General features: G+C 39.6%; 10 protein-coding genes and 1 pseudogene. 3 read left to right on the plus strand and 8 right to left on the minus strand.

The genetic code is table 11. The features are described 5' to 3' along the window. Positions 1–165: 165 nt before the first annotated feature. The 5 genes and pseudogenes from OSJ91_RS14780 to OSJ91_RS14800 all read right to left on the minus strand — a co-directional run. Positions 166–423 (minus strand): annotated as a pseudogene (locus OSJ91_RS14780) (transposase); the annotation flags it as partial. A gap of 287 nt (positions 424–710) precedes the next feature. After that, a complete protein-coding gene (locus OSJ91_RS14785) occupies positions 711–2,957 on the minus strand; it encodes a DEAD/DEAH box helicase (RefSeq protein ID WP_485889937.1) in 2,247 nt (748 codons plus the stop codon). 228 nt (positions 2,958–3,185) lie between these two features. Further along, positions 3,186–4,982 (minus strand): oligoendopeptidase F, encoded by a 1,797-nt coding sequence (gene pepF, locus OSJ91_RS14790; RefSeq protein WP_485889938.1) that lies wholly within the window; start codon positions 4,980–4,982, stop codon positions 3,186–3,188. Positions 4,983–5,099: 117 nt separating this feature from the next. Then, entirely contained in the window at positions 5,100–5,774 is a 675-nt protein-coding gene (locus OSJ91_RS14795; protein WP_485889939.1) for an FMN-dependent NADH-azoreductase, read from the minus strand. Positions 5,775–5,955: 181 nt separating this feature from the next. Continuing rightward, the gene (locus OSJ91_RS14800) at positions 5,956–6,690 is read right to left on the minus strand and encodes a YqcI/YcgG family protein (protein WP_101225402.1); all 735 of its coding nucleotides are present in this window, start codon (positions 6,688–6,690) and stop codon (positions 5,956–5,958) included. Positions 6,691–6,915: 225 nt separating this feature from the next. On the opposite strand from OSJ91_RS14800, the gene OSJ91_RS14805 reads away from it, so the two are divergent. After that, positions 6,916–7,170 carry an alpha/beta-type small acid-soluble spore protein gene (locus OSJ91_RS14805; protein ID WP_305161567.1) on the plus strand — a complete coding sequence of 85 codons (255 nt, stop codon included), beginning with the start codon at positions 6,916–6,918 and terminating at the stop codon, positions 7,168–7,170. Positions 7,171–7,317: 147 nt separating this feature from the next. Here the strand turns inward: OSJ91_RS14805 and OSJ91_RS14810 are convergent, their stop codons facing one another. Both OSJ91_RS14810 and OSJ91_RS14815 read right to left on the minus strand, forming a co-directional pair. Beyond that, a complete protein-coding gene (locus OSJ91_RS14810; protein ID WP_350298933.1) occupies positions 7,318–8,529 on the minus strand; it encodes an iron-containing alcohol dehydrogenase in 1,212 nt (403 codons plus the stop codon). A gap of 125 nt (positions 8,530–8,654) precedes the next feature. After that, on the minus strand, positions 8,655–9,542 hold the full coding sequence (locus OSJ91_RS14815; RefSeq protein WP_350298934.1) for a R2-like ligand-binding oxidase: 888 nt from the start codon (positions 9,540–9,542) through the stop codon (positions 8,655–8,657). 131 nt (positions 9,543–9,673) lie between these two features. On the opposite strand from OSJ91_RS14815, the gene OSJ91_RS14820 reads away from it, so the two are divergent. Beyond that, positions 9,674–10,360 (plus strand): response regulator transcription factor, encoded by a 687-nt coding sequence (locus OSJ91_RS14820; RefSeq protein ID WP_485889940.1) that lies wholly within the window; start codon positions 9,674–9,676, stop codon positions 10,358–10,360. A gap of 371 nt (positions 10,361–10,731) precedes the next feature. Here OSJ91_RS14820 and OSJ91_RS14825 read toward each other — a convergent pair whose 3' ends face one another. After that, positions 10,732–11,820: a branched-chain amino acid aminotransferase gene (locus OSJ91_RS14825; protein WP_485889941.1), complete on the minus strand. Its 1,089-nt coding sequence runs from the start codon at positions 11,818–11,820 to the stop codon at positions 10,732–10,734. Between the two features lie 663 nt (positions 11,821–12,483). Between OSJ91_RS14825 and OSJ91_RS14830 the strand changes: the two genes are divergently transcribed. Then, a complete protein-coding gene (locus OSJ91_RS14830; protein WP_350298937.1) occupies positions 12,484–13,752 on the plus strand; it encodes an L-lactate MFS transporter in 1,269 nt (422 codons plus the stop codon). The last annotated feature ends 97 nt before the right edge of the window (positions 13,753–13,849 follow it).

Consider the following 13,849-nt stretch of genomic DNA (forward strand, 5'->3'; position numbering starts at 1 on the left):
TCGAGGTCTTTTTAGGGATATATGTAAAAAAGAAAAGCCCTTTTAAGGGGCTTTCCAGTTTGTAGACAAAAGGAGTTCGGAATTAAAAAATTTTGAACCCCTTTTGAAATTCCCTCTGAATTTCGCCTAAAGTTAAGAGATTGGGGGCTCTACGAGCCCACTATCTTATGCCATTTTTGGTCCTCGCCATGTCCAATTGGTCATCTTCTTTAAATTAATGGCAGCGAAAGTAAGCATCGCCTGCATCGACAATTTTTTAAGTCCCCTTAAAGTAGTCCAACGCATACCATGCTTTTCTTTTGCATCTGCGAATACACGCTCATTCGTTTCTTTACGCTTCGCATATATAGGTTTTACATTTTGATGATGACGCAGATGATCTGCTTCTTCCACATGTGTTTGCCAGATATGCCGTGTCACCAGGTTTTAATACTTCTATTTTAAAACAAAAATAACTCTAGGCAAAAGTGTTCTATCTAAAAGGTAAGACAAAGTTGATTGGAACGGAAGGTACGAGACTCCTGCGGGAAAAGCGAGTCTAGGGGAGACCCCGCAGGCGAAAGCCGAGGAGGCTCCCGGACCGCCCGCGGAAAGCGAGTGCCTGTAGTGGAAATCAACGTCCAAATTGTACAAGCCATAAAAATAGACAAACTCGATTTTCATCGAGTTTGTCTACAGTCTGAAAAGCCCTTTTAAGGGGCTTTCCAAAGCTATTCACTTTTTTTGAATTGAGATAGTAATTCATCCGCCATTATTTCCGAATCCAAACGAGCCGCTATATATGGAGGCTGGACCCGATTATTGGACTCTACGGGCAAACCTAGCCAGACAACTCGTTTATCCAAGATGATAAACGAAAAGGAAACAGGTGAACAAATAAATTGATCAGAGTGGATATCAGGGTTTCTTTTTGCTGAAATGATCGTCAATTTCACTGCAGGGTTTCGTTTCATTAAATATTGCTGCCATTCTTCTGACAAACTGTTCAAATCCGGAACAGCGAAAACCATATCTTGTTTTGTTGATTCAATATCTTCCTGAAAGTCCCCCAATTTACGGGCATGCATCCATTGTAATCTCGGATGCTGATGTTTAACCCATTTTCCAATGTCTTTCTTTGATACAATCTGATCATTTTGAATTTGATGATCGACAAGCTGACGAAGTGTTTTGCTGCGATAAACGTGTTTGTTAACAAATGAAGTGTCACATACATGTACGAACTTTCCCTTTGTCCTTGTTATGGCCACGTTAATGAGCCTTTCACTTTCTCTCCCTGTCAATAACATTCCAGCCCTGTTTTGCGGATAACTATCAACTGTGTCAAAAATCATCATCTCCCGTTCACTTCCCTGTAACCGATGTACAGTTGCAGCGATGATATCCGCCGTTTGCCGTTCTTTGTCATATAAGTCATCCAATAGTTTTTCCATCAAATCCGCCTGGGCACGATATGGGGCGACATAACCGATTGATCTTGCCCCGCCCACATAAGCTTCATGAATCAGTTGAAAAGATAAAAGCAATTGCCATATATTCATTCTCGAGTGGGATGTGCGTTCAGTGATGCAATATTCCCCTGCTAAGCTAGTATCGAGCAGTGCCGCTGCCTTATTGGCAAATGGTTCCGCCAGCATTATTCCCTCCCTGCTGGTCGCAACACTTTTATGATCGCCAACAAAATTGTTATAGACGACACGATTAGTGAATGCTGAAATATCCGGATGCATGCGGCGCTGTTCCTTTAATAGGAATAAATGGGGATGAAGTTCTCCTTCTTCAACAGACTGGGCGACACCAGCCCGATGAAAAATGTCTTCCTTCAGCCAAAGTTTCACTAGGGAATCTCGAGCCGAAGCAATAGGCGGCAATTGTTTGAAATCACCACAAACGATAATATGCTTGGCTAACGCTGCAGCAAAAGCCACCTGAGGTACGTATGCCATACTCGCTTCGTCCAAAATGACCAGATCATATTCCTTTTGATAAACCGTTTCATCATTTGCGGCTTTAGCCAAGGTCGTTCCGATGACTTTTGCTTCTTTTACGAATTGAATCTCTTTTTGGCGGATTTTCTCCAAGACTTTGGCCAGCTTTTTCTCTATCTCAATTAATTGATCTGTATCCCTTTTACTGAAGGACCCTGCCAAGTCATGCTTTAACAGACGTTTCTCTTCGCCAAGCTCTTCTTTTTCTTTAATTAATGTCGGTTCATGTTTACCTAATAATTGCCCTGTAACAATATCATCATGAATGGCTAGTGATTCACCGATTTGAGATCCATAGCGAAGCACATCGCCTTCTTTGAAACGATCTTTCTTTTTAATGAATGACGAAATTTCAGCCATCAAAACATCGACAGCCTGGTTGCTATGGGACAAAACCAGAACTTTTTTATCCTGTAAATAATGATTGGCTACTGTACGAGCCAATGTATAGGTTTTTCCTGTTCCAGGGGGTCCCCAAACAAAAGTGACAGGGTTGAATTTCGAGCGCGCATATAATTCTTTCACGCTGCTTTGATTTTCAATTAAAGGATGTTTTTGCGGCATGGACGGATCCATCAGGCGCTTGATCCGAAGCCTTTTCCTTTTGCTTCTCTTGGTTTCATCCAAGCGGATGATCAATTGCTCAAGCAATTCCCAGGGGTCGTGGTATAAAAAGGCTTCATCGATCATATCACCTAGCGAGCGATCAAAAACAATGATTATACTTTTCCCTTCAGATGAGAGGATTCTTCCCTCCTGCTTAATCCCTCCCCATTCCAGTCGAACGAGGGAACCGACAGGGATTTTTATCGATGAACCTGTTTCGAAATAATAGTTGAAAGAATCGTCACCTGTAAGCAGATGGCCGTTCGAAACCAGGTATTTTGTACTGCCATATTTTTTTAAATGCAGGATTTCAAGTTGAAGCGCCTGCTGCCATTCTTTTATATAATTAACTGTCGAATTCATTTTTCACTTTCCTCACAAAATATGCCATTGAACAAAGAAACTGGCCCATTGGCTAGGCTCCGAAGTAGAAAGTAACGCTGTTACCCAGACTTTTTTGCGCGATACCTGTTTCATAAGCATATAAAATAAGGCCCAATCAATAGATTGGGCCTCTCCTACGCCAATGTTTTAACTATAGCATTTTTTTAACACACATACCATGGGCTCTTTTGGAAGAAATGGTTTAGATTAGCCTTCTGTCAACTCAGTGAATTGGTCGACAAGATCGCTGAAAATCTTCATTGCGTTTTCGATTGGATCAGGTTTAGTTAAATCTACACCTGTTTTCTTAAGCAGCTCCAATGGGAAATCGGAACTCCCGCTTTTCAAGAAGGTCAAATAACTTTCAAGTGTTTTTTGGTCCCCAGAGAGGATCTTATCAGCGATAGTGATGGCTGAAACGTAACCAGTAGCATATTTGTAGACATAAAATGGACGATAAAAGTGTGGGATTCGTGACCAGCCATACTTCACTTCTTCATCGAAAATCATTTCATCTCCATTATAAGCCCGAAATATCGATTCATAGGCTGTATTAAAAACCTCGGCATTTAGAGGTTCATCATTTTCAGCTTTTTCATGTACGATCTTTTCGAACTCCGCAAACATCACCTGTGTGAAGAATGTTCCTTTAAAACTATCTATGAAATGGTTAAGTAAGTGTTTTTTCTTCTGCACGTCTTTTGTAGTCTTGATTAAATGGCGAATCAAAAGGATTTCATTCACAGTGGAAGCAACTTCAGCGACAAAAATGGAATACCCGGCACTTATTTGCGGTTGATATTTTGAACTATAGTATGAATGCATACCATGTCCAGATTCATGTGCAAGTGTAAAGACACTGTCTAAATCATCACGGTGATTTAATAAAATGAAAGGATGAACGCCATAAAGTCCTAAATTGTAAGCACCTGACCGTTTTCCAGGTGTTTCCCTGACGTCGATATATCTTTTTTCCTTAAAGGTTTTCAAGATTGTGATATACTCTTCGCCAAGAGGCTTCAGTGCTTCAACCATCAAAGAAAAACCATCATCGTAAGAAATCTCCTCTTTAGCGCCTTCGACTAATGGCACACTTAAATCAAAGGCACGCAATTCTTCTACACCCAGCAATTTTTTTCTTAAATGAATGTATTTATGCATGGGTCCGATATTTTCCTTAGTAGACATAATCAAATTATCATAAACCTCTTTTGGAACTTGATCCCCAAATAAGGATTTTTCCAAGGCTGATGGATAATTTCTTAGTTTTGAAAGATTCACATTATTTTTGATTGCCGTGGCAAGTGTGGAAGCGATTGTATTCTTCAACTGTACATATGGCTGATAATAGGCGAAATAAGCCTCTTTTCTTTTATCGCGATCATCGTCTTCAATCAATTTGGAATACATTCCCCGCGTCAGCTCTACCCTCTCGCCGTCTTCATTCGTAACTTCCCCAAATTTTATATCCGCATTGTTGATCATCCCGAACGTTTTTTGAGGTGCTGAAAAGGCTTCGCCTATTTGGGAAAGCACCTCTTCTTGTTCTTTCGTTAACACATGGGCTTTATAGCGGAAGGAATCCAGTAAATCCTCTTCAAAATATTTCAAACCCTCGACTTCTTTTATGTACCCTTTTAATGTTTGTTCTTCCAGGCTTAGAAGAAACGGCATGAAGAATGCAGAAGCATTACTTATTTTCTGCCCTAACTTACCAGCTCGATCCAGCAATGCTTGTGATGAGGTGACCCGTGTATCCAAATCGGCTTGAAGCATGGCAAATACATATAGCTTGTTATAAATGTACCCAACTTCCTCACTTAACCGTAAATACTCGAATAAATCTTGAGCGGACTGAATATGCCCATCGTAAGTTTTTAATTTTTCTGTCATCTTCAGGACTTCTTGATAATCTTTTTCCCAATTAGCCTGATCTTCGTAAATATCCTTTAAATTCCAAGTTTCTTCTATCTTTAATTCGTCACGTGATTTAAACGTTTGCATATTTTCTGCACTTCCTTTCATGCTTATAGCTTACCCTTTATTATAATCGACTTTCAGAAAAATCTGCATAGAAAAACCAGTATGCTAAAAATACATACTGGTTTCCCCTTTAAAGAATTAGAATTTTGCTGCAGTTTCAGCAACTTTCGCCAATCCTTCTGCAACGATATCCTGTGAGCGATCTGGATATTGATTATGTCCCTCGATTACAACTGTTTCTGGGTTTGATATGCCCCATAAGTTTAAATTCATCGTTACGTATTTCTCAGCCATTTCGCCAGCTTCCATTCCAGGCAATGCATAATCGGATCCGCGTGCATTAAGTAAAGCCACTTTTTTATCTCCAGCTAAGCCAACTGGGCCTTCCGCTGTATATTTGAATGTTGTTCCCGCTTGAGCAAGATAAGAAATATAAGTTACCAATGGTGCCGGAACCGTTGCGTTCCATAGCGGGAAGGCAAATACTACTTTATCGGCAGCAAGAAATTGATTCAAGTATTGTTGCACGATATCGGCAATCTCCACTTCTTCTTCTGTCAATTCCATGCCTTGGTTGCGTTTATATAAGGCAGTGATTGCAGTATTTCCGTAGTAAGGCAAGTTCAGTTCAAATAAATCCAATTCAGTTATTTCATCGCTACTATTTGCTTCCTTATATGTGTTCAAAAACGTTTCATACATTTTGACACTGATTGCTTGATCCGCTGGACGGTCATTTGATTTAACAAATAATACTTTAGACATTTTTGTTCCCCCAATTGTTAATTTTGTATGTTTTTTTAAAAATAGCATTTAATCCATATATCTCGAATTAACTGCAATTACTACTTTCACATTATAAAACTGAAAATCTCATAAGGCAAGAAATATGTTTTTTATTTTCATTTTACATTTCATGAATTTGCGCGCCTGTATTATTTTATCCCGACGCCCTCTAAGTAGCGCGAAAAAAACCGAGAGCATTTGCCCTCGGTTAAGTTAACTCTTTATGATGGAAGGGGCACTTACCTTTTATCGGTTCTATATCATCCCCTATGAAAAATTGTTTCCATTCATTATGATTTACATCTCCAAAGTGACTTATATCCGGATGTTTAGGAAGGTTATCCCATTTCTCCACTCGTTCACGAACCTTTTCACGAGACATGATTCCGCCTTTTTCCGTTCCTTCCAAGCCTTCAAATATCATCCGGGGTTGGAATCCAAGTACAAGGCTATTTCCTAAATCACGGGTTTTACGCTGTTTATAAGCAGGTGCATTACCAAAGACAAAGATTGGCTCCCCTGCAAAATGATAGTCCCATAAATAATGCTCAGGGTCTTTCGGCTTTTCAATTGGCCAAGGTTTTTCATCCGCTTTATGCAAGTATTGCAGGATATCCCAAAACCTTTTACGGTAAAATTCTATATCACCCTCTATTGATTCAGGCTCCATAAAGACGAAAAGGCCGTGCCTGATATATGGCGGTTCCTGAAATAAATCAAGAAAGCTTTCCACTGCTTTTGGGAGATTGGACCAATCTTTCTGTGTTATATAAGCATAACGAAGTTCCCCTTTATTTTCAGCTTTCATACCAAAATAACAAGGAAAGGTTTTATCGGTCACTGTATTATGGAATGTTTGATATTCCTTAATTAGCCATTGCGGCACTCGATCGGGATTTGTCATATCTTCTTTTGTTAACAAACTTGAATTAGCAGTCAGCATCATTTTTCTCCTTAAATCGTTTTATTATATGTTACCCGCTTTAAATAAACTAAAACTTCTTCGGAGCGCAAAGCAGCTCAATCAGGTGCCCCTATATAATTACTTCTTTATTAAAGAGTTTATGACTTCCTCAAGGTTCATCGTAATTCAATTAAAAAACATTCATTCTGCATGTTAATCATTTTTTTTTAGGATAACCTAAGAAAAAAATAGGAGTGATTTTTTATGGCAAGGAGAAGGAAAATTCTAGTATCTGAAGCGAGAAAAGGACTCGATGATTTAAAAGCCAAAGTTGCTGGTACAAAGAATCCCGAAGAAGCAAAGTTTGAAGTGGCAAAGGAAATTGGCGTACCGCTGAAAAAAGACTATAACGGTGAGCTGACATCCAAGCAGAATGGAAAAATAGGCGGAAAATTAGGCGGAGGCATGGTCAAGGAACTTATAAAGATGGCACAGGAAAACTTAGGAAAAAAACATTAACAAGAGTCGATCCCAGGTGGTAGTGCTCCACCTCAAAAGCTCATATATAGAAACCAACAGACTTAACGAAAAAAAATTTGGGACTTAACACTTTGGATGGCATTAAACTGTAAAAAAAGCCAACCTTTACGGGCTGGCTTTTTAATATTAACTAATTCTCACGGGTGAAACTCTTGAAACTACTGACATTATTAATTCCTCCGACATCGGGTAATTAGTGGCAGCTGGATCCGTCCTTACTGCTTTAAGAATTCTTTCCATATCGGATTGGTTAATTCCATAGGCGCTGAAGTCGGAGGGCAGCCCAAGATCGGATAGGAAAACACGGAGCTTTTCCACCACTTTCGCTAAGGTCCCTTTTGAATCTTCATCATGGATTTTCACATTAAAGGCTTCGGCTATCAAATGGGCCTTTGGAAGATATAAATCCGGGGTTGATTCCATGACGACCGGTAATAACACAGCATTTGCCAATCCATGAGGAATACGGAATAACGCCCCATATGCGTGGGCAAAGTTATGAACCGGGATCGCATTCAATGCACTACAAAATGCAGTGATTCCCATCATGCTTCCATGAAGCATTTCCATTCTGGCCTCAATATTCGTTCCGTCCTTTACGGCCCTTGGTAAATTTCTTTCAATAACTCGAATGGCCTGAAATCCATAAGCATCGGTTATTGATGTCGCCGCAGGTGAAACGATCGCTTCCATTGCATGTGTCAATGCATCTGCACCAGTAAACGCCGTAATGTCAGACGGCAGTCCGACTGTTAACTCGGGATCTAGAATGGCAACATCCGAACTTAAAAAAACATTGTATATATTCATTTTCACTTTTTTATGTTCATTATATATGACTGCGATCGGGGATACTTCAGAACCGGTTCCTGCTGTTGTGGGTACGGAAATATGCGGGATACTCATGGATTGGGCTTTTGGAAAACCCTCAAACAGATAACCGCTTGGAATCGCATCTTTAATTTCCGTAATTCCTTTGTATAATCCGAATTTCAATGCCTTTGCGGTATCAATGACACTCCCTCCACCGATGGCCAGTATGGCATCGGCATTCACTTCGCGTGCATATTTCAATGCTTCATTTACACATACACTCGCTGCGTCTTGTGTAACACCCAGAAACTGTCCAACTATTTCAGCTTTGGCACCTAATTTCTGCTGATCAAAAGTTTCGGCAACTTTCTTAACTACACCTGCATTTTCCAAGCCCGCATCACTTACGAGTAGAATCCTTTTGGCCCCGAGACCATTGAAAAGGTTTGGAATGAGTGATCGAGTGTTAGTGCCACTGTAAACCGAAGTCCTTAGCCAAAAATTCGAATGAGCGTTTACGTTCATACAGATCACCTCAGATATATTAGTCTATATTCACAGTTAAGGATTGTTCATACCCTGCCTCAAAGTTCCTGATGGCCACACATTAACAAATATACTAAATAGTAAGCTTGTATCTTGTATCGGCTTTACAAAACCCCATATTCCTTTTCGTTACTTTGATAGATCTCTTCAATCCCCTTCCCTTTTGCCCTGGCTAAAATCTCCATCCGCACCGTTAATTGTTTCATGGTAAAATTCAATATAGCTTGTTGGTCATTGCCAAATGGATTTCCTAACCGATCATATCCCTCCGTATTTAACGCAATGGCCAGAGGTGAAAGTTCCTCCATTCTCTTTTCAACCTGTTTAAAGATATGTGGATGTTCACTGATGATTCGCTGCAGCAGGAAGGTCCCATAAGCAATATGACGTGATTCATCCTTCTTCAAAAGACCCACGCCTTTTAATAAACCAGGCATCATTTTATTAGCTTCGAGAGTCTGATAAAACCCGAAATATCCAGTTTCTGCAAGAACACCCTCGGTAAACATATTATAAACAGTGGCTGCTTCTGCCAAAGCTTCAGGGGATTGGTCGGATAAAAGTTTCTCCATCGCTTCAGGCAATATTTCATAAAAAATCGATTTATAAGTGTCTGAGTGATAAACCGTCAAATCACCCGTTTCACCAATCTGATCTAATGTATAACGAAAGAACTCCATATGCTTCGCTTCCTCGAACAGAAATGTCGTTAAATACATTTCTTCTTCGATCCTGCCTTCTTTGGCTATCGTCATAATGAGGGGCAGCAAATCCAAGGTCACCGCTTCTTCTCCGCCCTGAAAAAGGGATATGATCCTTAATAACACTTGCCTTTCAATATCAGTAAATGACTTCCAATCTTCTTTATCCTGGCTGAAATCAATGTCACGAGGATTCCATATACCGAATTTCTTTGCCTTTTGATAAAGTTTAAATGGCAGGGTATCTTCTCTAAAACTCCGGCTGGTGGTCGTTAAAGTCTTTCTTTTCATGGTAATGCCTCCTTGAAATTATGAACTTTGATTCTCTAAGGAATTTTTTGATTTGTAAGAGTTTTCATTATATTGTAAGATATTAGTAGCATTTATCCTAGCACTGAAAATGTAGGGAGGAATAAAGTCGAATGCTTGAGGAAACTCTGATGAATCATGTAAAAAAGATTTCCCATCAAAAAGATATGGCAAATAAATCACAAATGATCGTAAAGGGCTGTGTGGATTTTTTTTCATTTCAACGCGCTTCTTTATTCAGTTACTCAAGTTTAACAGGAATGGGTGAAGGAATATGTGCATGTACAAGTGAAGATACCTTTTCATTACATAATGTTAAAGAAAATATTCATGATATATACCCCATCCACCAAGCAGTCATCCATAACAAACCCATATACTTAACCATCCAACATGCGAAATCCTCCATCCCTGCAAAATACGTTAAAAGATTTTCCATCTCTTCATTGGCTATCATTCCGATAAATGTGAATGACATGGCCATCGGTTTAGTGTTGGTTGATCCCATTCACCCCACCGAGCCTGTTACCAAGAATGATTTAATGAAGCTTTCCCATTATTTAAAACTGGCTGTCGGTTCGACATTGGATTCCGCCCCTCCAACTTACCTTCTAAGCAAACGTGAAGTGGAGGTCCTTCAATATTTAGCCAATGGATTGGGTTTAAAGCAAATGGCACCAAAAATGAGCGTTAGTGAATTTACAGTCAGAGATCATATTTCTTCTGCTATCAGGAAATTGGGAGTGAATCACCGGACCGAGGCCGTCGCTGTTGCCATAAGACACAAAATGATTATGTGAAACAAAAAACCTTCAAAGAAGGTTTCGGACTGTAAACAAACTCTATGAAAATCGAGTTTTTTACGGTTTGTACAATTTGAACGTTGATTTCCTCTCCAGGCACTCGCTTTCCCGCGGGCTCCCCTGGACTCATTTTTCCCGCAAGAGTCTCGTATCCTCCGTTCCAATCAACTTTGTTTTAACTTTTAGATGAACCCTTTTGCCTATAGTCTTAATTTTAAGGTGATGAGGATGCTTTCTAAACCAGGATTTTATTCAGCGAAGACACGGAGGTCTCGTTGAGCCCCAATACTTAAATTTAGGCCAAAATTCAAAGGGAGTTTCAAAAGGGGTTCGGAATTTTTTAATTCCGAACCCCTTTTTTTTAAGTCTCATTGAGTCACTTTTTCTTCAACTTTCGTAGTCCAATTCAACTCGTCTGCGACTTTACCTGTTTGGACACCTGTCAGTGTATCATACAGCTTTCTGGAAAGTTCGCCAGTTTCCCCGCTTTGAACAATCATTTCTTCACCATTCCACAAAAATTCACCAATTGGTGATATGACCGCGGCTGTTCCGGTTCCAAAGGCCTCTTCCAAGTGACCTAATTTATGGGCTTCATGGACTTCCTCCATCGAAATGCGTCTTTCCGACACGGGAAGACCCCAATGTTTCAGCAATTCTATAATGGAATCACGAGTAATGCCCGGAAGGATGCTTCCATTTAAAGCAGGGGTGATGATTTCACCATTAATTTTGAAGAACACATTCATGCTTCCAACTTCTTCGATATACTTTTTCTCCACTCCGTCTAACCAAAGAACTTGGGCATAACCCATCTTTTCGGATACTTCCTGGGCTTTTAGGCTCGATGCATAATTACCGCCCGTTTTGGCTTCACCTGTACCTCCATTAACTGCACGTGTAAAAGCTGACTCCACTGCAATTTTAACTGGATGAATGCCTTCTTTATAATACGAACCTACTGGTGACATGATGATGATGAATTGATACTTATTCGATGGAGATACTCCAAGATAAGGCTCAGTAGCTATAATGAATGGCCTGATATATAAAGATGTCCCTTCTACCTGGGGAATCCAATCCTTATCAACGCTAATTAAAGTCTTTAAGGCCTTCAACGCAAAATCAACGTCGATATCCGGTATGCATAATCGGCTATTTGAACTATTTAAGCGTTGGAAATTCTTTTCCGGACGGAATAAGATAATTTCATCCTCTGGTGATGCATATGCCTTCAATCCTTCAAAAACGGATTGACCATAGTGAAAAATCATAGCTGACGGCTCTAATGAGAGCGGTTGATAAGGAACAATTCTTGGATCATGCCACCCTTGCCCTTGTGTGTAATCCATAATAAACATATGATCGGTAAACTGCTTACCGAACTCAAGCTGATCCGCTTGTGGTTTTTCTTTCTTTGTTGTACTAAGCGTGATTTGCATGTCATGTTCCTTCATTACCAAAACCCCTTGTTGATTAAATTTACAAGATTTCACTTCCATAAAATCTATCTTTAATTAGTTTACTCCTATAAGGAATCATAGTTCAAGTCTTTAAGACGAAATTTTCGGAATTTTTTTAAAATAAATGGGTTTTTCTTTGATTTCCAGACTATGATTCCTGAAAAAAGAATCAATTATCCTGAAACCTCTAAAAATATCAATTCCGAGTGTACGCTAAGATGTCTTGAATATTAGATTAATTTTATCAAAATAATCACATTAAAGCCAATGAGAATAATTCTGGTTCATGGCACCTCAAGATTAAATTCAATCGTTTCCCCTTTTTGTAACCAGGAAAATCGATAAATTAAAAGACTTTTAGCAGATTCGTGAATAGAACACTAAAGCAAATACCTGCAAACCTTATATGTATAATAAAAAACCTAAGAATATATAACATTTTTAACCCGAATCCCTAAAGTGTTTTTTTCGTACCATTCCCATTTTTAAGCCAATGTAATATAGAGGGAATTTTTTCATGAATTTCAAATTAGTAGTTTACTACTAATTAATATTCTTATATACTTATTCCACAAGATAGATAAAACGCATGCAAAACGTTATATTATAGATAAAACGCATGCAACTTTCTTATTTTTGACGAAAAGGGGTAACAATATGACAAAAAACAGATGGTTAATCGCTTTATCCGCTATCGCCATTCACCTTTCAATTGGTGGGGCATATGCATATAGCGTTTACAAAAAACCATTAGTTGAGACTATGGGATGGTCAGAAACTGAAGTAACGTTAGCATTCACAATAATGATGGCGCTTGCAGGAACTTCAGCTGCTTTCTTTGGCAAATTCGTAGAAAAAAATGGTCCAAGGAAGTCAGCCATGGTCGCTGCTGTATTATTCGGTTTAGGACAAGCTGGTTCCGGTTTAGCAGTAATGGTCGATTCACTTCCGCTTTACCTATTGACATATGGGGTTTTAAGTGGACTTGGTATGGGGATCGGGTACATTTCACCAGTATCCACTTTAGTCAAATGGTTCCCAGATCGCAGGGGATTGGCAACAGGAATGGCAGTATTAGGTTTCGGGGCCGGAGCGCTCATTACAGCGCCAGTAGCTGCAAGCCTAATGGAATCCGTTGGCATTTATTCTACATATTATATTTTAGGCGCAGGCTATTTCATACTGATGTTCTTAGGGGCATCCTATATTGCCCCTCCAAAGGCCAACTGGCTACCTGAAGGAATGAAGAAAGATATTGAGTCAGGTAAGAAAGAACTGAAGAAAGACCTAAGGCAATTAACTGCAAAAGAAGCGGTTAAAACTAAACACTTCTGGATGTTATGGTCCATGAAATTGATAAATACAAGTGCAGGTATCATGATGATTTCGGTAGCTTCACCAATGGCTCAAGACGTTGTTGGTCTGTCTGTAGCAGGTGCAGCAACATTAGTCGGAATTATGGGAATCTTTAATGGCGGAGGAAGACTTGGCTGGGCAGCAGCATCAGATTATATTGGACGTCCAAATGTTTTCGTCATTTTCTTCATCATTCAAATCGGAGCGTTCCTTTTACTTCCAACGACTACAAATACACTATTGTTCCAAGGACTCATCTTGTTGGTCGTTAGTTGTTATGGAGGAGGATTTTCAAATCTCCCTGCATTTGCCGGGGATTTATTTGGAACTAAGGAAATTGGTGCCATCCACGGTTACCTTTTAACTACATGGTCTCTAGGCGGGGTTTGCGGACCTATGTTAGTTACCGCAATCAGGGAAAGTACGAACAGTTATATCCCGGTATTCTACGTTTTCGCAGCATTAATTGCAATAGCATTTGCCATCTCCATCTGGTTGCGTCTGGACATTAAAAAAATGCAAAAAGCACAGAAACAAGGAGTAACGAACACATTCAGTAAAATATCCTAATTTAAATCCTTGCAAAAAGGCATTATCAAGTAAAGTTCCATAACCGGAATTTACCTTTGATGATGCCTTTTTTGTTTATGACCTTAACGGCGGCTGC

It is taken from the genome of Bacillus sp. T-10(2022) (genome assembly GCF_056502895.1).

Bases quoted from the DNA above. Each gene is read 5' to 3' on its own strand.
- OSJ91_RS14785 (WP_485889937.1), bottom strand. From the start codon at position 2,957: ATGAATTCGACAGTTAATTATATAAAAGAATGGCAGCAGGCGCTTCAA.
- pepF (WP_485889938.1), bottom strand. From the start codon at position 4,982: ATGCAAACGTTTAAATCACGTGACGAATTAAAGATAGAAGAAACTTGG.
- OSJ91_RS14795 (WP_485889939.1), bottom strand. From the start codon at position 5,774: ATGCTATTTTTAAAAAAACATACAAAATTAACAATTGGGGGAACAAAA.
- OSJ91_RS14800 (WP_101225402.1), bottom strand. From the start codon at position 6,690: ATGCTGACTGCTAATTCAAGTTTGTTAACAAAAGAAGATATGACAAAT.
- OSJ91_RS14805 (WP_305161567.1), top strand. From the start codon at position 6,916: ATGGCAAGGAGAAGGAAAATTCTAGTATCTGAAGCGAGAAAAGGACTC.
- OSJ91_RS14810 (WP_350298933.1), bottom strand. From the start codon at position 8,529: ATGAACGTAAACGCTCATTCGAATTTTTGGCTAAGGACTTCGGTTTAC.
- OSJ91_RS14815 (WP_350298934.1), bottom strand. From the start codon at position 9,542: ATGAAAAGAAAGACTTTAACGACCACCAGCCGGAGTTTTAGAGAAGAT.
- OSJ91_RS14820 (WP_485889940.1), top strand. From the start codon at position 9,674: ATGCTTGAGGAAACTCTGATGAATCATGTAAAAAAGATTTCCCATCAA.
- OSJ91_RS14825 (WP_485889941.1), bottom strand. From the start codon at position 11,820: ATGAAGGAACATGACATGCAAATCACGCTTAGTACAACAAAGAAAGAA.
- OSJ91_RS14830 (WP_350298937.1), top strand. From the start codon at position 12,484: ATGACAAAAAACAGATGGTTAATCGCTTTATCCGCTATCGCCATTCAC.